At 62.0% G+C, this 19,015-nt stretch carries 11 protein-coding genes; 2 read left to right on the top strand and 9 right to left on the bottom strand.

Going from position 1 to position 19,015, the window contains the following annotated elements; genetic code table 11:
* Nucleotides 1-169: 169 nt before the first annotated feature.
* Genes EO170_RS07815 through EO170_RS07805 form a run of 3 tightly spaced genes read right to left on the bottom strand, consistent with a single transcriptional unit; the run spans nt 170 to nt 5,504 of the window.
* Nucleotides 170-1,831, bottom strand: coding sequence for an alpha-amylase family glycosyl hydrolase (locus EO170_RS07815; protein WP_164740967.1), 1,662 nt, complete (start codon nt 1,829-1,831; stop codon nt 170-172).
* An 11-nt stretch (nt 1,832-1,842) separates the two neighbouring features.
* Nucleotides 1,843-3,321 carry an MFS transporter gene (locus tag EO170_RS07810; protein WP_126943803.1) on the bottom strand — a complete coding sequence of 493 codons (1,479 nt, stop codon included), beginning with the start codon at nt 3,319-3,321 and terminating at the stop codon, nt 1,843-1,845.
* The gene (locus EO170_RS07805; protein WP_126943800.1) at nt 3,318-5,504 is read right to left on the bottom strand and encodes a Six-hairpin glycosidase-like protein; all 2,187 of its coding nucleotides are present in this window, start codon (nt 5,502-5,504) and stop codon (nt 3,318-3,320) included. The genes EO170_RS07810 and EO170_RS07805 overlap by 4 nt, the downstream gene beginning before the upstream one ends.
* Before the next feature lie 242 nt (nt 5,505-5,746).
* Here EO170_RS07805 and EO170_RS07800 point away from each other — a divergent pair, with 242 nt between their 5' ends.
* Together EO170_RS07800 and EO170_RS07795 are read left to right on the top strand one after the other, a co-directional pair.
* Nucleotides 5,747-7,828 carry a glycoside hydrolase family 97 protein gene (locus EO170_RS07800; RefSeq protein ID WP_126943797.1) on the top strand — a complete coding sequence of 694 codons (2,082 nt, stop codon included), beginning with the start codon at nt 5,747-5,749 and terminating at the stop codon, nt 7,826-7,828.
* A gap of 318 nt (nt 7,829-8,146) precedes the next feature.
* On the top strand, nt 8,147-10,921 hold the full coding sequence (locus EO170_RS07795; protein ID WP_164740955.1) for a TonB-dependent receptor: 2,775 nt from the start codon (nt 8,147-8,149) through the stop codon (nt 10,919-10,921).
* 856 nt (nt 10,922-11,777) lie between these two features.
* Here the strand turns inward: EO170_RS07795 and EO170_RS07790 are convergent.
* The 6 genes from EO170_RS07790 to virB11 form a co-directional block, all read right to left on the bottom strand.
* A complete protein-coding gene (locus tag EO170_RS07790; RefSeq protein WP_126943791.1) occupies nt 11,778-13,394 on the bottom strand; it encodes an alpha-glucosidase in 1,617 nt (538 codons plus the stop codon).
* A 369-nt stretch (nt 13,395-13,763) separates the two neighbouring features.
* Nucleotides 13,764-16,220: a VirB4 family type IV secretion/conjugal transfer ATPase gene (locus tag EO170_RS07785; RefSeq protein ID WP_126943788.1), complete on the bottom strand. Its 2,457-nt coding sequence runs from the start codon at nt 16,218-16,220 to the stop codon at nt 13,764-13,766.
* A gap of 99 nt (nt 16,221-16,319) precedes the next feature.
* Nucleotides 16,320-16,631, bottom strand: coding sequence for a VirB3 family type IV secretion system protein (locus EO170_RS07780; RefSeq protein ID WP_119128555.1), 312 nt, complete (start codon nt 16,629-16,631; stop codon nt 16,320-16,322).
* The gene (locus tag EO170_RS07775; protein WP_119128844.1) at nt 16,624-17,028 is read right to left on the bottom strand and encodes a TrbC/VirB2 family protein; all 405 of its coding nucleotides are present in this window, start codon (nt 17,026-17,028) and stop codon (nt 16,624-16,626) included. The genes EO170_RS07780 and EO170_RS07775 overlap by 8 nt, the downstream gene beginning before the upstream one ends.
* Nucleotides 17,029-17,091: 63 nt before the next feature.
* Nucleotides 17,092-17,913 carry a lytic transglycosylase domain-containing protein gene (locus EO170_RS07770; RefSeq protein ID WP_164740159.1) on the bottom strand — a complete coding sequence of 274 codons (822 nt, stop codon included), beginning with the start codon at nt 17,911-17,913 and terminating at the stop codon, nt 17,092-17,094.
* A 56-nt stretch (nt 17,914-17,969) separates the two neighbouring features.
* Nucleotides 17,970-19,010 (bottom strand): P-type DNA transfer ATPase VirB11, encoded by a 1,041-nt coding sequence (gene virB11 / locus EO170_RS07765; protein ID WP_164740954.1) that lies wholly within the window; start codon nt 19,008-19,010, stop codon nt 17,970-17,972.
* Nucleotides 19,011-19,015: the final 5 nt, after the last annotated feature.

The following is a 19,015-nucleotide window of genomic DNA, read 5'->3' as shown; positions in this document are numbered from 1 at the left end:
TTGCGCGGATCGCGCGCAGCTTGTTCGTTGATCGGCGTATGCAAAAGAAGATACGCCCATGCGTGCGTGGCGGGCTGCGAGTCTGGTCGCGGCCATCGAATGCTTCGTAGGAGCGCACCCGGGCGCGACGGAGCATTCCCGGCAAGCCCTGTCGCGCCCGGGTGCGCTCCTACCTGTTGCGGGCGTCGCGCGCGGCTTGCTTGGCCATCTGCAGATCAAGCTGCTTGCGCAAGGCCGGATCGGTGACCGGCGCATCCGAGAGCAGCACGCGCACGCCGTGCGCGGGCACCGCGGCCAGCAGCCGACGTTGCACCCGCACCTGCTCGCCGCTCACCGCATCGCGCCAGGTGCCGGGCTGCAGAAAACGCGTCACTGCGATGGTCGCCGCTGCGTCGCCCTTGTTGAGCAGCACCAACGCCGTCTGGTTGGCGCCCGCATGCTGATAGACCCGCAAGAACGCCGCCTGATCCCCGCGTAGCAGCACATCCACCTGTACGCCGCGCTGCAATGCCGGCGTATCGCGACGCAGCCGCGCGATCTGCTGCAGCGGGCCGAAGATCGGGCTTTGCGGCGCGGTGCGGATGCGCTCCTGGCCAAAATAGTTGCGGTTGCCTGCATGTTCGGCACGCCCGCGCATGAAGCCGGTTTCCGAGCCGTAGTAGATCACCGGGATGCCGCGCGCGGTAAACAGCCAGTTGTGCGCGTCGATAAAACCGGTGTCGCTGGCATCCAGGCGCGCCATGTCGTGGTTGTCGTAGAAGCTCATCAGCTCGTACGGATTGGCATACGGCCCCTGGCGCAGAAACAACGGCGTGGCGAGCTTTTCGAACCCGGCCTGCTCATGGCCGAAGACAGCGGAAAGCTGCTGCTTCAACGGGAAATCCAGCACGCTGACGCCGGCATTGCGCGCCCAGGTATGCCCGGCAATCTTGTTGGCGTCGTAATCGAAGGCCTCGCCGAACATGAAGAACCCGGGACGTTTTTCGCGGATGCGTGCCACGAACGCATGCCAGAAGCGATCAGGCATCCAGCCGATGGTGTCGATACGAAACGCGTCGGCGCCCTGCTCCATCCACTGCAGATACGCGCCGGCCAGGTAATCGAGTACTGCAGGATTGTTTTCGTTGAGATCGGACAGCTCGGCCAGGCCGCCGCCGGTGTTGTAGAACGCATGCAGCGGAGTGTGCTGCGGATCCAGCTGCGCAGGCGGCAGATTCTGGTGGTCGGCGACCAGGCGACCAGCGGCGTCGTACACCATGCCGAAGCCAGGCTGCGCCACCGGCATGGTATAGGCCGGGGAGCCATGATTGCCCACGATATCCAGTACCACTTTCAACTGGTGGGCATGCATGGCGCGGGTGAAGCCGGCGAAGTCCAGGCCCGGGCTGAGCAGATGCTCATCGAGCTTGTAGAAGTTCACGCCCCAGTAGCCGTGATAGCCGGTCTTGCCGTGGTCGCTGAGCGTACTGCCGCAGCTGATCGGCTTGCCGCCGGTGAAGGCCTGATCCGGATTGTCGACAATCGGCGTGATCCAGACCGCGCCGAATCCCATGCCGCGGATGTAGTCGGCATGGTCGACGATGCCCTTGAAATCGCCACCCAGATAACCGATGTTGTCGCCAAGGCCATCGGCACAAGGCGTCGGCACATCGAAGGTGCGATGCGCACCGCCCTGGTCGCGTTGATCGTTGCCGGGGTCGCCATTGACGAAACGGTCGGTGACCACGAAATACACCGCGTCGGCGGCAAACGGCTCCAGCGTGCCGTAGTAATCGCCAGGTGCAGCCGCTGCGTTCGCCGCGCCTGCACACATCATCACTCCAGCCATCATCACATGACGCATCACTGCCCTCCCGAGGCCACTGGAACCCGCACCACGCACACGCCGGCAATGAGCAAGCTGGCGCCGCCGATGGCCAGCGCATAGATCGGCTGACCGTCGAGCCAGACGCGCAACACGAAGCCCAGCGCGCTGGCCGCGACCAGCTGCGGAATCACGATGAAGAAATTGAAGATGCCCATGTACACGCCCATCTTGGCGGCGGGCACGCTGTCGGACAGCAGGGCGTAGGGCAGCGACAGGATCGAGGCCCAGGCAAAGCCCACGCCCAGCATCGACAACAACAGCCACTGCGGGTCGCGGATCACCAGCATCGACAGCAGCCCGGCAGCGCCAAGCCACAGATTGCACAGATGGCTCCAGCGCAGGCCGATCGCGCGCACCAACACTGGAATGACCAAGGCCGCCAACGCCGCAAACCCGTTGTAGGCCCCAAACAGCACGCCCACCCAGTTCGCGCCATCGTTATAAGCGGCCGATGCGGTGTCGTTCGCACCGAAGTGCACCTGGGTGACCGCGGCGGTGGTGTAGATCCACATCGCAAACAGCGCAAACCAGGAGAAGAACTGCACCCAGGCCAGGCGCCGCATCGTCAGCGGCATGCTGCGCACGTCCTGCACGATCGCCACCAACATGCTGGTGGACGGCAGCACGCGCGCCAATGCAAGCAACGCCCCGTACGCCACGCACAGCCCGGCCAGCACGTAGAGCATGCGGTCGCCGTGCTGCCATGCGATCGCAGCAGCAAGCAGCGCACCGATGCCGCACCAGAGCACACCTGCACGCGGCGACGGCAAGCTGCCGGCGATTGCCGCAGTGGCGACAGGCGGATGTGCATCGTCGAAGCTTGCCAGCTGCTGCGGGCTGTATTCGCGCGTGCGCAACACCGTCCAGCTGATCGACAGAAACAGCACCGCTGCACCGAGGTAAAAAGCGTAGCGCACGCTGTCGGGCAACTGTCCTGGCGGCGCGGTATTGGCCACGCCCCAGTGGGCGAGCAGCCATGGGAGGAAGCTCGCCACGATTGCACCGACGCCGATGAAGAAGCTTTGCATCGCATAGCCGGCGGGCCGCTGCGTGGGCGGCAGCTGGTCGCCGACCAGGGCGCGGAATGGCTCCATCGAGATGTTGATCGAGGCATCCAGCATCCACAACGTGCCGGCGGCAACCCATAGCATCGGCGCGTTGGGCATCACCAGCAAGGCCAATGTGGTGAAGACCGCGCCGACCATGAAATACGGGCGCCGGCGGCCCCATCGGGTCCAGGTGCGGTCCGACAGGTAGCCGATGATGGGCTGCACGATCAGTCCGGTCAGCGGTGCGGCGATCCACAAGCCGGGCACGTCGTCGACCTGTGCACCCAGGGTCTGGAAGATGCGGCTGGCGTTGGCGTTCTGCAGCGCAAAGCCGAACTGGATGCCGAGAAAGCCGAAGCACATGTTCCAGATCTGCCAGAAACGCAGGCGTGGCTTGGCGGTCATTGCGCAGCCTCCGTGCTCGCCGCAGGTCCGACCAGCAGCGCGCTCACCTGCGCGGTATTGACCACGCCATCGCGACCGCCGCGGCCGCCGTTGTACTGCGCAAAATGCGCCAGCGCACTCATGTTGAAGCCATCTTCCAGCCGGAACCGGCATGGCTGCCCGGCCACCGCAGTGAAGCCGACCTGCGTGGACAACTGCTCGCCCACGCTATGCGGCATCACCACGACCTGCGCTTGCAGTGCCTGCCCGGGGCATTCCAGCACCAGCCGCTTGACCGCCGCAGTGACGCCGGTATTGATCGGGCCGTTGGCGTTGCGATAACGCAGCGATACGCGATGCCAGCCCGCGTGTGTGGGAGTCCAGGCCCAGACCTGGCTACCCGCGACTTCCTGCAACGGGCCGAGCGTCAACGATGGACTGTGCAGCGATTCCAGGCCATCGGCGCGGCGGGTCAGGCTGAGCACATGCAGCAGGCCGTCGTCGCGCAGGTCCCAGTGCCGCGTGGCGTTCAGTGCCTGCCCATCCATGTACAACGTCGCCCCTTCCGGAATCGCGATGCGGTAGCCGTCGCCCTGCCGTTGCGCAACAGGCGTTTCGGGCGTACCGGGTGCGAACACCTGGTCTGGCTGCGGTGGAACCGTGGTGTCGGCCTTGCGGCCGACCAGATGCACCAGCGTAGTCTGGCCTAGTTGCTCGACCTCCCCCGCCACCAGCAACTCACCTGCATCCGCCGTCGGCCGCTGCAGCACATACCGGCGGGCACCCTGTTCAAGCACGATCTGCTGGCGCTCGCCAAACAACAACGGCAGCAACACCCGCGGCAGTTTCGGAGCGACGCTGCCATCGGCGCCCACGCCGAACACGCCTTCCAGCACGGCGGAGAGATAACCGGCAACCGACCACAACTGCCGCGGCGAATTCACCACCGGGCCGCTGCGGGCGCCCTCCTCCACGTGCACGGCCAGGCTTTGCATCTCGTAGTTTTCCATGTTGGAGCCGGCCAACGCGCTGCCGCGCATCAACGACTGCAGCTCCAGCGCAATACGCGGCGCATCGTCCAGCTGGCGTGCGGCGCGCAACGCATAAGCGCTGACGAAGGGCCATACGGCACGGTTGTGGTAGATCGGCTGCTCGGCTTCCTGCGGCCACACCACCGGGCTGCCGCCGGCAACCATCGGATACCTGCGCAGTGCGATACGCGCGCGATCTTTCGGAAATACATCGGCCAGCACGCCGAGCGACACGCCGAGCAGATCGACCTTGGCGTAGCGCACCGGGTGCGCGGCATTGCCCAGGTAGCTCACGTACTGCTTGCTGCGCGCATTCCAGAAGCGCGCAGCGATGGCCTGGCGCAAGGCATCTGCCCACTGGGCGTACTGGTCCGCGCGCGCATCGCCATGCTGGCGCGCCAGTTGCTCGGCCAGACGCAGGGCCTGGTAGTGCAACACGTTGGTGGACAAGGCAAAGGACTCGGCGATGAAACGCACGTCCTTACGCGTCCACCGCGGATAGGTCTGCTCGCGCCAATCCAGGAACGAGGTTTCGCCACGGTAGAGCCCGATCCGCGCATCGAACACCGCGGCACGGTCTTGCGCGATGGTGTCCTGTAATGCACGCCAGACCTCTTCAGCGAATGGCTCATCGTCCAGCAGGCCACGCGCGGCGAGGAACCACACCACACGGTCGCTGCTGATCGGCCAGCTGCCACCGGAGCCGGTGTCCTGCGCAACGAACAGTCCCGGCGTCTGCCCATCGCGCGCCGCCGACAGCTTGAAGCGCAGCGCATTGCGCGTACGCTCCGGCTCCAGCCGCGCCAACGCCAGATCGGCGGCGAAGCTGACATCGCGCGTCCATACGTAAGGCCAGCGCTCACCGGTTTCGAAACACGCGCATGCCACCGGCTTGCCGTCATTGAAGGCCGGATCGCGGATCGCATCGACGCGGTCGTCGGCCATTTCCTGCTGGGCCAGCGCAAACAAGGCATCGAACAATGGACTGGCAGTGTGCGTACGCATCGGTTGCGGCCCGATACGACGCTCGCCCTGCGGCCAGCGCAGCACGAACCCACCGTCTTCGAGCGCCTGAGCCTGCGCGCGGCGGCCCTGGAATTCCAGCTCGTCGGCCAATACCGGCGAGCTTGCCGCAACACCCAGCGTTGCAGCCATGCAGATCATCTTCAGCATCGACGCGGCGAGACGGCTTGCACCGTCGGCCTCCCTCCCTCGTTGCACGCGTTGTAGTGCGCGGCACTGGCGTGCCACGGGCGCGGACCCTCCCAGGTGCCGTGGCGCCATGGTAGACGCGCACCCCGGGGTTCGGCACCACTGCATACGTATTCATGGCATTGGCCGCAGTGCAGCATGGCCCATCCACGCCGCGTCATTGCATAGTCGCCACTGACGCAATGGCCGCCTTGGGAGGGGATATGCCGCTGTCTTCACGTCGCGTGCGTTCGACATCGAGCGCCGCAAGCAGTGCGCGCCTGCTTGCCCTGCTGCTGCTCGGCAGCCTTGCCGGCATCGCGCAGGCCGAGCGCATCGCCATCAGCGCGGATTCGCCTGGCAAGATCCTGCAGGTCACGCTGGAAGTGGATGGCGGCACACCCTACTACCACGTGCAACGCCTGGGCCAGCCGGTGCTGGAGCGCTCGCGCCTGGGCTTCCAGTTACGCGACGGCCGGCTGGACCGCGGCCTGGTCGTCCTCTCGCAGGCGCGCCAGCATCATGACGACACCTGGGAACAACCCTGGGGCGAGACGCGCCTGGTGCGCAACCACTACAACGAACTACGCGTCAGCCTGGGCGAACCCGGTGGCGCGCAACGCAGGATCGATGTGATCTTCCGCGTGTACGACGATGGCATCGGCCTGCGCTATCACTTTCCCGAACAAGCGGGATTACGCGAAGCCATCATCGACGAGGAAATCATCGAATTCGCCATCGCGCAGCCGTCCGAAGCGTGGTGGATTCCTGCAGGCGAGCCGATCCACTACGAATACCTGTATCAGCGCACGCCGTTGAACCAGGTCGCGCTGGCGCATACGCCACTCACCTTGCGTACCGAGAGCGGGCTGCACATCGCGCTGCATGAGGCGGCGCTGGTCGATTACGCCGGCATGTGGCTGCGCCGTACCGAAGGCCGGCGCCTGCGCGCGCAATTGTCACCCGCTGCCGAAGGCTGGAAGGTGCGGCGCACGCTGCCCTTCGACACGCCGTGGCGCACGCTGCAGATCGCCGACCAGGCCACCGGCCTGGTGGAATCCAACCTGATCCTCAACCTCAACGCGCCCAACGCCGTGGGCGACGTGAGCTGGGTCAAGCCGTCCAAGTATGTCGGGGTGTGGTGGTCCATGCATCTCAACCAGCAGACCTGGGCAACCGGGCCGACCCACGGCGCCACCACCGCCAACACCAGGCGCTACATCGATTTTGCCGCGGCGCACGGCTTTCGTGGCGTGCTGGTGGAAGGCTGGAATCCGGGCTGGAACGGCGAATGGTTCGGCAACGGCGGCAGCTTCGACTTTACCCGGCCGACGCCGGATTTCGACCTGCCCGCACTGAGCAAATACGCCGCCGGCAAGGGCGTGCATCTGATCGGCCATCATGAAACGGGGTGCGCAGTGGATCATTACGAAGACCAGATCGCCGAAGCGATGGACCTGTACGCCCGCTTCGGCGTGGACTCGGTCAAGACTGGCTATGTCTGCGACGACGGCCAGGTGGAACGTCGCAACCCGGCAGGCGGCACACCGCTGCGCGAATGGCACGACGGCCAATGGATGGCGCGCCATCATCTGCGCGTGGTACGCGAGGCTGCCGAGCGGCATATCGCCGTCAATGCGCACGAGCCGATCAAGGACACCGGCCTGCGCCGCACCTATCCCAACTGGATCTCGCGCGAAGGCGCGCGCGGCATGGAATACAACGCCTGGGGCCAGCCACCGAATCCGCCCGAGCACGAGGTCAACCTGGTGTTCACCCGCCTGCTCGCCGGGCCGATGGATTACACGCCCGGCATCCTCAGCCTGAAAGGCCGCGACGGCCAGGCGATTCCCAGCACGCTCGCGCGCCAGCTGGCGCTGTACGTGACGCTTTACAGCCCGATCCAGATGGCCGCCGATCTGCCCGAGCATTATCTGCAACATCGTGACGCCTTCCGCTTCATCGAGGACGTGGCGGTGGATTGGGACCAGACCCGTGCCTTGAATGGCGAAGTCGGCGACTACGTCACCATCGCCCGCAAGGACCGGCATAGCCGTGACTGGTTCCTGGGCAGCATCACCGACGAGCATGGCCGGCTGCTGCAGGTGCCGCTCGGATTTCTTGAGCCTGGCGTGCGGTACACCGCGCAGATCTATCGCGACGGCGACGATGCGGACTATGTCGGCAACCCATTCGCCTTCGTGCGCGAACAACGCCAGGTCAGCAGCGTTGACACGCTGGAACTGCGTCTTGCGCCAGGCGGTGGGCAGGCGATTCGCTTCGTGCCGATGGATGGGAAGCGCTGACTTGGTCACAACGGCTTGCCGAGGCGGCCTTCAACGCGACCGATGATTGCATCACGCAGCGGCACTGCAGCCGCTGCGGATCGCGCAATGATGTTGCCTCACGCCGGGCGCACCTCGTACCGCGCTGCGGCGGAGCTTGCGTGGAATCGATTTCAGCGCAATCAGCCGGGTTGAATACGTATGCAGTGCCCGTTTGCGTGCAGGTGCCGTGTCTACCATACGTCGCAGTCGTGATGCCCGTGGTGGCGCGCGATGCAATGCATCCAGGCGTCTGCCGGATCGAAAAATCAAAGAACAACATGTACCTGGGAGGGGAAAATGTTGAAGCACAAGCGCTCCGCGCTGAGTATCGCCCTGGCCGTTGCCATGGCACCGACGTTGGCGGCCGCACAATCGGCGGCGCCGGCGCAAGCAACCGACACCGAACAAACTGCTTCCGAAAACACCGCCGGCGCGGTGACCGAGCTGGACAAGGTCCAGGTCACCGGCCTGCGCCGCGCGATCGAGGGCGCCATCTCGGTCAAGCGGGATTCCACCTCGATCGTGGAAGCCATTTCCGCCGAAGACATCGGCCGCCTGCCGGACGTGAGCATCGCCGAATCGCTGGCGCGCCTGCCTGGCCTGGCTGCACAGCGTGTCGCCGGTCGCGCGCAGGTGATCAGTGTGCGCGGGCTGTCGCCGGATTTTTCCACCACCCTGCTCAACGGCCGCGAAGTGGTCAGCACCGGTGACAACCGCAGTGTGGAATTCGACCAATACCCGTCCGAACTGGTCAGCGGCGTCACCGTCTACAAGACGCCCGATGCCGGCCTGGTCGGCCAGGGCTTGTCCGGCACCGTCGACATGCAGACCGCACGCCCGCTCAGCTACAACGAGCGCGTGATCGCCATCGGTGGCCGTTACCAGCGCAACTCGCTGGGCAAGGCCGCCAACGTCGATCCGTACGGCAACCGCTTCAATATCAGTTACATCGACCAGTTCGCCGACCGCACCATCGGCCTGACCATCGGCTACGCCCACACCGACATGCCGATCCAGGAAAACCAGGTGGGACTGTACGAGCCCTGGCAACCGGTCAATGCGCAGCGCCCGCGCCCCGGCGTGGCCGATGGCATGTACTTTTCCGACGGCATCAAGGCATTGCGCCGCACCGGCAACCAGAAGCGCGACGGCGTCATGGCCACGTTGCAGTACCGCCCATCCAACGCGTGGACTAGCACGCTCGACGCCTTCCACACCGAAGCCGAGCAGATCGACACCGCCAACCAGTTCGAGCTCAACTTGAGCAACTACAACGGTGGCTATACGCCGGGCTTGAACATCAGCAACGTGCGCGTCAACGGCAGCAACAGCTTCGTCGGCGGCACCGCCAGCGGCGTCTACCCACTGGTCCGCGGCATGTACAACAAGCGCGAAGACACCATCGACGCGTTTGGCTGGAACAACGAGATCTCCGCCGGCGCGGTCAAGCTCATCGCCGACCTGAACTACTCCAAGGCCACCCGCGACGAATTGAACCTGGAGAACAATCTCCAACGTGCGCCCATGCCGCAGCTGGACACCGTGGGTGTGTCTGTCGTCGGCAACGGTTTCTCGCAGCTGGCGCCGGGCATGAATTATTCCAGTCCCGACGCGCTGTTTCTGACCAACACCATCTATGGTTCCGGCTACGGCAAGGTGCCGCGCGTGGAGGATGTGCTCAAGGGCGCACGCCTGCAGGCCAGCTTCCCGATGCCCGACGCGTTGAGCTGGTTTTCGGATCTGGATGTGGGCGTCAACTACGCCAACCGCGAAAAGCAGAAGACCCAGCCCGAAGGCAACATCACCCTCGGCGCGCAGGGCGAATCCACCATCGCGCCGGACCTGCAGTACGCGCCTGTCAATCTGGGCTTTGCCGGCATCGGCTCCCTGCCCGCCTGGAACGTGCCGGCGGTAGTCTCGCGCTACATGCTGTTCAACCCCAGCGACGACGCCTCGTTCCTGGTATCCAAGGCCTGGACGGTCGAAGAGAAGATCACCACCGCCTGGGTGCGTGCGAATCTCGATACCGAATGGGGCGATGTGGGCGTGCGCGGCAATCTCGGCGTGCAGTTGCAGAGCGCCGATCAGTCCTCGCGCGCGAGCTATTGGGACGCGTCGCAGCCGGTGGGCAGCGAAGTGCGCCCGATCGACGACGGCAAGACCTACCGCGACTGGTTGCCCAGCCTGAACCTCGCGTTCCAGTTCCCGTACGAGCAGACCTTGCGTTTTGCAATGGCAAAGCAGGTTGCACGTCCGCGCGTGGATCAGCTGCGCGCCTCGCTGGAATTCGGTGTCGACACCTCCACCGGCCGCCCCGGTGCCAGCGGCGGTAACCCGATGCTGGACCCCTGGCGCGCGAACGCCATCGATCTTTCCTACGAAAAATATTTTGCCGAGCGCGCCTACGTGGCCGCCGCGTTCTTCTACAAGGACCTGAAGAGCTACATCTACACCCAGAGCCGCGACAACTACGATTTTTCCGCATTGGTCGCCGGTTACGTGCCGCCGCCGGGCTCGGCGCCGGTGCTGACCACCGGTACCTTCAGTGCCCCGTTCAACGGCAAGGGCGGCACGCTGCGCGGCGTCGAACTCACTGCTTCGCTGCCGCTGGATCTGGTCTTCGCTCCCTTGGAAGGTTTCGGCATCCAGGCCAGCGCCACCTTCAACGACAGCGACGTCAAGATTCGTGACCCGGAAAGTGCTTCCAGCGTTGGTGACGGCGAAATCAGCCTGCCCGGCCTGTCCGAACGCGTCTACAACCTCACCGCCTACTACGAGCACAAGGGCTTCGAGGCACGCGTCAGCCAGCGTCGGCGCTCGGACTTCATCGGCGAAATCGGCAACTTCAACGGCAACCGCACGCTGCGCTACGTCGTCGGCGAAAACATCACCGACGCGCAGATCAGCTACAGCTTCAGCGACAGCAGCGATCTCGCCGGCCTGACCCTGCTGCTGCAGGCCAGCAACCTCAGCAACTCGCCTTACCGCACCTACGCCGAAACCAAGGACCGTCCACTGGAATACATCGAATGGGGCCGCACCTTCGTGCTGGGGGTCAACTACAAATTTTGACGGGATGTGAGCTGCAAGCGATGCACTGATTGGCTACGTCGTTAGTTGTGGCTACATCGTGCCGGTAGCCGTAACGTCACCTGTGGCTGCAGCGTCACTTGTGGCTATCGTGGCCCCTAGCTACAGCGTTACTTGAGGCTGCATCATTATCTGTAGCTGACTCACTGCCTGTAGCTGACTAGTTGCCTGTGGCTGCAGCGTTCCCTGCGTGCCAGTGAGCTGACCGCCCACGGCGCCAGCCCTCTGCACCAAAGCCCCTCTCCCACTGGGAGAGGGGTTGGGCGGCGCAAGCGCAGCGTGCACCCACGCAGTGCCCAGCGTTGCTCCATGGGCCGTCACTCAGGAGGCGGCCCTGCTGAGCAATAAACAACGATCACCTTTTTGACCGGCCTGGCGCCATCAATCAAAAGAAACCCGCCGACGTGATGTCGGCGGGTTTCTTTTTCAAGGTTTCTTTGCCCGAATCTGTATCCACTCTGTATCCACTTCTAAAAAACGCCCAAGATCAACCGCCGATCACGGCATTACCGGATGTAAAAGCAGCGCTATTCGCACGGCATCGGCCTGGGGCATCGCGATAGCACCAAGACTGCCCGCAACACATCCATCCTCGCAGTCGATCACCATCGACCTGTACCTACCAGTCGGACATCCCGGACGTATGCAAGGCATCACCGCGTGCCGCGTCCGAACAGCAGCAAGGGGATCCATGAAAGGCTCGCGCAGCCCGCGTCGCACTGCAGGTAGCCAGCGAACCAAAGAACTCCGAGGTAAAGAAAAGCGAGGCATCTTTTCAGGAATGCCTCGCTACGTAGAAGGCGATCACGCAACCACAGCTACCGGTCACGATGCCACGTCAGCCACCTTCGATCGCGCACACCACCGCATGCCCGGCCAGGCGCAGGTGGCCATGGTCGATGGCTCCGCGCTCCACGCCCGGCACATCGACTTGCCTCCACGCGCCAGCCGGAAGCCCAAGTTCGGCCCTGTGCGCCGACAGATTGAATGCCAGCAACATCACCCGGCCGGCATGCTCGCGCCGGAACATCAACACAGGCTCGGCAGTGTCGTAGAACGTGATCGCACCCTCGCGCAACGCAGGCTCGCCCTTGCGCCAGGCCAGGAACTGGCGCACCGCGCTGAGCACGGACAACGGATCGTTCTGCTGCACACTCACCGCGTTCGCACGATGCGCCTCAACCAGCGGCAACCACGGCTTGCCGCTGCTGAAGCCTGCCGACGGCGCGTCCGTCCACGGCATCGGCGTGCGGCAGCCATCGCGGCCCTTGAAGGTTGGCCAGAAGGTGATGCCATACGGATCGCGCAGATCCTCGAATGCCACCTCCGCCTCGCCCAGGCCCAGCTCCTCGCCCTGGTACAGGCAGATCGACCCGCGCAGCGAGCACAGCATCGCCACCACCATCCGCGCGAATGCCGGCGACGCATCTGACCCACCCCAGCGGGTCACCGCGCGCACCACATCGTGGTTGGAAATGGCCCAGCACGGCCAGCCCTCCAGCATCGTGGCCTCGAGCCGGCTCACCGTCTCGCGGATATAGGCCGCGCTGTAGTCCTGCACCAGCAGCTCGAAGCTGTAGCCCATGTGCAGGCGGCCATGAGCGGTGTACTCGGCAGTGGTCGCCAACGAGTCTTCCGACGAGATCTCGCCAAGACTCACGGCATGCGGATAGAGGTCCAGCAGCCCGCGTAGGCGCTCCAGGAAGGCCAGATTTTCTGGCTGCGTGTTGTTGAAGTAGTGGTACTGATACGCGTACGGATTGTCGGCACTGAAGCCGCGCCCCACCCGCTTGTCGGCCGGCTTGGCCGGATTGTCACGCAACTGCGCATCGTGGAAGCAGAAGTTGATCGCATCCAGGCGGAACCCATCCACCCCGCGATCCAGCCAGAAGCGTACGTTGTCCAGCGTCGCCTGTTGCACCTCGGTGTTGTGGAAATTGAGGTCTGGCTGATCCACCAGGAAGTTGTGCAGGTAATACTGTTCCCGCCGCGGCTCCCACTGCCACGCCACCCCACCGAACAGCGACAACCAATTGTTCGGCGGCGTCCCGTCCTCACGCGGATCGGCCCACACGTACCAATCCGCCTTTGCGTTGGTCCTGTCCTGCCGGCTCTCCTGGAACCACGCATGCGCGATCGAGGTGTGGCTCAACACCTGGTCGATCATCACCTTCAAGCCGAGGCCATGCGCCTTGTCGAGCAGCCGATCGAAATCGTCCAGCGTCCCAAACAGCGGATCCACTGCACGATAGTCCGCGATGTCGTAGCCGAAGTCGGCCATCGGCGACTTGAAGAACGGCGAAATCCAGATCGCATCCACGCCCAACCCGGCGATGTAGTCGAGTTTGGCGATGATGCCAGGCAGATCGCCCACCCCATCGCCATTGGAATCCAGAAAACTGCGCGGATAAATCTGATAGATGACGGCCCCGCGCCACCATGGTGTCTGCGACATGTACGCCCCTCCCGGGCCATTGCAGGCGCCAGAACATGCGCCCAGCCAAGGCAGCTAGGGTAGCGGCGCCCGTAGCGTACGGCGCATTTGTGCATACGTATTCATGTCGCTAGGCAGCGACGCTTCGATCGCTCAAAAAGCTACATCACAATTCGCAGCATTTCACTATTCACCATGCGGGCATGACATGCAAAAGACGGCAACCCCAAGCGCATCGAAGCGTTGCATGTAAAAATTTCTGTTCAGCAACTGAAACTGGCGGCTGATTGACACTAAAAGCGACCTGTTACGAAGCTGCCAGCAACCGATGCATCACCCGCCCGTTAATCTGCGACGGGTTTTAGACACATTGCGCATACCGACTCGAGCTTATGCGTGATCCTCAAGGCCAGCGTCTTTGGCACGCTTGCGTTTACCTGAGCCCTTTCGGTTCGCATAAAAGTCTTCCAGCCACTGCTCTGGCGTCAGCTGGTCTACGCTTACACCCAGCTTGTCGGCTTTCCGCGACAAAATTTGATGCATGATTTCGATGTTGTCGGTTGAGGATGAAATCACTGAAAGGGCATCATCCATCCCACGCAGGTTGAGCTGGCACACCGCCGAGGCATGGCCTTGCTTGACCAGGAAGCAGCGCGAGCGTTCGTCCAGCGACACCACCACCTGATACTCGGCGTCAGTGAGCTTGAGCCCTTCCATATAGTCGTCGCGGCTGGCGCTGGGATTGGGCAGTAGGACCATGGTTGCCGTCTGTTCGATCAACGCGGCTGCGATGTCGCTCGCCAGTGCGTCTTCCGGGCTCTGCGTGGCGAAGATGCCCAGACCGTTCTGCTTACGGATCGTCTTCTGCTTGTTCTTGGCGAATTCCTTCAGCCCACCCTTGCCGTCCAGGATCTTCCAGAACTCGTCCATGACATAGATCAATGGACGCCCGTCGATCAGCGCTTCCAGGCGATGCAGCAAATAGTTGATCACCGGCACGCGCACTTCGGCGTTATCGATCACATCGGTGTAGTCGAAACCAATGATCGATGCGCGCGTCAGGTCGACGGTGTCCACCGGGTTGTCGAATACCCAGCCCAATGAATTGCCGGCAGTCCAGCGGCGCAGGCGTGCATACAGCCCATCGTCGCCCATGTTGGGCAGGCTCTTGCGGAAGTTGCTCATGCTGCGCAGATGCATCGGTGTATCCAGCATACCTTCCACCGCGCGATAGATATCTTCTTCCTCGCGTGCGCTGTACTCGGTCTTGCCGCCTAGCACCTTGATCAGCTCGGCCAGGAATTGCGTGTTGGCCTCGTTGCGTTCGCACTGGAACGGATTGAAGCCAGTCGGCGCGCCGTTTTCCAGCGCCAGATAGTTACCGCCGCAAGCGCGCACGAAGATCTCCGCGCCGCGATCCTTGTCGAAAAAGAAGATCGTCGGGACTGGGTCGAACTTCTGCACCTGGCTCAACAGGAAGTTGATCAGCGCCGTCTTACCGGTACCGGACTTGCCGATCACCATGGTGTTGCCGATCGCCTTCTCTCCCAAGGAATTCTCGGCCGGGTGCGTGGCATGGAAGTTGAAGTAATACGGTTGACCATTGGTGGTCTGCAGCGTAGTGACGCAATCGCCCCACGGATTGTTGTGCAGCTTGCCTTGGGCAAAATTGTGCAGCGGCGACAGGCCCAGGAAGTTGAGCGAACTCAGATTGGCAATACGCGTACGGAAGCGCCAGTTGCCCGGCAGCTGCGCGTAGAACGACGAGGCAATTGCCAAGTCTTCCTTGGATGACACGAAGCCCGCATTGGAGAGCTCTGCACGCGTGGTCGCGATTTGCCGGGCGAGTTTTTCCTGGCTGTCAGCGTACACCGCAATGGTGAAGTGATATTCGCCCAGCACGAAGTTACCCGAGGCCACGTCATCCATTGCCAGATCCAGATCGCGGATCTGGCTGGAGGATTTGTCGCCCGATGAAATCATCATGCCCTTGGTACGCTCCAGCACTTTCAGTGCGTCATGGCGACCGACAGGGCTGAATGAGTGAGTGACCACATATTCAAAATCTAGATACTTCAAGCCATTGAGTATGCCGGGATAGGTCCCGTCGGCGTATTCCTTGACATTTAGGATAGCCCCGAAATGATTGATGCCATCAGGCGTGCGGATGACAAAGTCACCGGTCTTGTTGGCGAACATGTGCTTACTGACGGGCAGGTACGCCGGAACCGGCGCCTGCAGTACCGGAACCGGCTCGTCGATCCGATTCAATAGATAGCCAAGGAACTCCAGCGTTTCGGAGAAAACAATTCCATTCTTTGCCTCGTACATTCCAAGTCGATAGGGCGAATAGTCTTTTAGCACCGCTTCCACGTTAGTCGCCAGCTCGATCACCTTCGCAATCGCCTGTTCTTCTTCGACCCGAATTCTGGCAGGATCGCTGGATTTCTCGACCAACCGACGCCCGGTAACCACCGGGCGGTAAATCATGCTGAAATACAATTCATTCTGCATGATTTTCTGGGAAGACAGCGTTGAGTAATACTCATTGGACAGCGACTGATTGAACGCCTGCTTGAAACGGCCGGAATTGCTGATCTTGCGACGACGTCGAACATCATGTGCCCAGAACGCAACGTTGGCGAAATCCGGCGCGCGCAGGGTCTGTACAAGACGGTTGAACGTATTGTGCCGCTGCTCCAGCTCAAACTCGTCACGTCCAACGAAGGGCAGGCCCGCAAGATGCCAGATCAACAGATAGTCACCGCCGGTCGTTTTTAGAACGGACGGTGCTACGTGCGTCGAAACGGAGACGAATTCGCTGATCGGACTATCTGGGCTGAACATGGCCTTACCAATTTAAGAGGAAGCATCTGATGATGCAGTCGTGTAAAGCGCCAACCCCACGCGACTTGCGGGCGTGGGGTTGGTTAGCGGCCTACTTGCTTACTGACGTTTTCCAGCGGGGTTCTTTCGATACTCATTGGGACTGAACACCCACATTCCCGAGTAACGCTGGGCATTTCGCACACGCATACGAAACAACCACCGTAGTCCCAACAGCCTGAAGATCATCTCGTCTCGCTTGGCTACTTGCTGCAGGGCAAAAATAATGACTGGAATTGTCAACAGATACCAAAGATCGAAATACATCCCCAGCAGCAGGCCACTGCCGGCTCCGATGAAAAACGGGATATAAGGCACTCCCAGGAACATCGCCGGACGGGTACACCCACGGAAGAGAACGTCTTTATGCATAGTACTGAGTGATTTGCAGCAGCGTCATCGACGCAGTGTTGCAATCCTGTCCACCACCTTCCTTGCCAATCACCATGTTGGCGATCTGGGCAGCAGCACCAATCAGGACACCACCGATCAAAATCGGAGAAACTTCAGAAATTCGCTTGTGAGCAAACGCAATTTGGTAGCCGGCAATAATCACTGCAATCGTGACAACAAGCGCTGAGCCCATGTTCAACAGACCATTGACGTTTTCAAGGAAGCCACACATCTTATCGCCGGTTTCTCCGAGACCGCCTTCTGCGGAGGCCCCACCCGCAACTAGTAGCAAGGAAGTGAATGCCAGCGCTTTCAGGGCCTGGGTTCCGATCATCTTGGCGTCAGCGGCCGTCTTCTTGTTAATTTCAAACTTCATATCAATCTCCTTGGGGAACAGGGGGGGTCTGATAGCCAATCCTTGGCAGCTTTTCCTTCCTGGTTAAAAAACGAATGCGGCATCTTTTTGCTGTGTCGCAGGCATCGGTTGCGCCGGTGCCATGCTGGCTGGCGCTTGGTTCATTACGGTTGGCGCTTGTTGCACGCCGGCAGGTAGGGCAACACCCCGCCCCTGTCCGGTTGCCTTGACCACATATAGTCCGTCGTCGGCTGTACTGGCCTGGGATACGTGGGGCGATGGCAGTTGTGTCGGCGTGGGCGATGCAATCATAGGGCCCTGCTGTGAAGCTTCTGTGCGCCCGGGATTTGCGAGATCCTGAATCCGACGTGCAACGATCGCATCAGCCAGCTCGGCGGCTGCCTGACGCAAGGGTTTTTCGACACGGACCTTGATCGGGCGGTTCGGAATCACGGTGATCGGCTCGGCCCCCGAAGATGCGACCGACTGACGAATGGAGGCATAGATCTTCTGGACATAACCATGCTTGAAGCCGGTTTCGAAGTTGCCCGAGTAGTAGCAACTGAACGACTTGCCCCAGTTGGCACCGGATCGCGAGTGGCACTCGGCCAGGATCCTGGATGCAGCGACCAGGTTGGGACACTTGGCAAAAGCCATCTCATAACTGGTCAGCCCGTACTTCTGCAGGTTGTAGCGATTGACCTGACCAAGCCCCAGGGAGAAATTGTAGCCCTTCTGTTCCAGCATCTTGGCCGTGGCTACCGCCTCTTCGAGCCCACGCGGTTCGCGTGCCAGCCGGCCACCGACTACGCCGATGGCGTACGGATTGCGCGAAGACTCCACGCGAACGACGTGCTGCATGACCTCGCCTGGGACGGCAAGTCCAGTACAACCCATCAATTCCATGCCAGGCAGCATAACGGTCTCCTTGAAACTGGATCGACGTCAATCATTGGCGGCCGTCAGCCGCCACGCAGAGTTCTTGCCGGATCGAAATCGATTCCGGTAATAAAGCGGCGCCCGGCGTGCGCCTTGATGTGCACCACGATATCGATGGTCATACGCAGCAGCCGTTTGATCACCTCGAATTCCAGCCCGGAGCCTTCGTTGGACGCTTTCACCATGAGCGCCAGCTGGTCCCAGGTCTGCTCGACGCTGCCGGCATGGCAACTGGTGATCGAACCAGGATGGCCGGATGCACAGTTACGGATGAAATAAAACGATTCATCGCCACGCAGCTCGGCCAGGATGATCCGATCCGGCTTCATGCGCAGGCAGGCTTCCATACAACTCTTGGCAGTCACATTACTCGCACTTTGGCCACCTTTCGAATACAAAAGGTGCACCGAATTGGGCTGACTGATGAATAGCTCGCGGGCGTCTTCAATGGTGACCAGGCGCTCCTCGTTCGGAATGTGATTGACCAGCGCCTTCATGAAGGTGGTCTTGCCACTACCGGTTGCACCGGCGACCACCACATTCTTCTTGTAAAGCACCGCTTTCTTGAAGAACTCGGAGTACTCCTTGTTGCGACGCAACTCGAGCAGTTCACGGTCGTGATCGCTGACATCGGCAGCCTGCTCGAGTACCTGGTCAAAAAACCCGTCGCTTGTGTACTGCTCGAGGGTCTTGGTGTGTTTGGAGGGCAGGCGAATCGTGATCGAGACCTTGCCGGCATCGCAGGCAGGCGGAATGACGAACTGCGCACGCTGGCCCGTCGGGAAGGTCAGAGAGACCACCGGATCGGCGTCAGTGATGCGCTGCCCGGTGTTGCTTTCGTTGACGACCGCCGTACAGAACTGCCGGGCCCGATCAAAGGTCAGCGACGGCACATCCATGCGTTGCCAGCCATTGATCGTCTCCAGGTATAGCTCACCGGGACGATTGATGCAGATTTCCGTGACCTCGGGCGAATTCAAATAGTCCAGGATCCCCAGTACGGAGTACTGGTAATCCAGGAAATCATTCGAGATCCGCGCCGTCGGAGAATCGTCAATCGTCATGGCGG

Source organism: Xanthomonas sp. BRIP62409 (assembly GCF_003992965.1).
Lineage (GTDB): Bacteria > Pseudomonadota > Gammaproteobacteria > Xanthomonadales > Xanthomonadaceae > Xanthomonas > Xanthomonas euroxanthea.
This window is presented reverse-complemented; position numbering and strand designations above follow the sequence as displayed.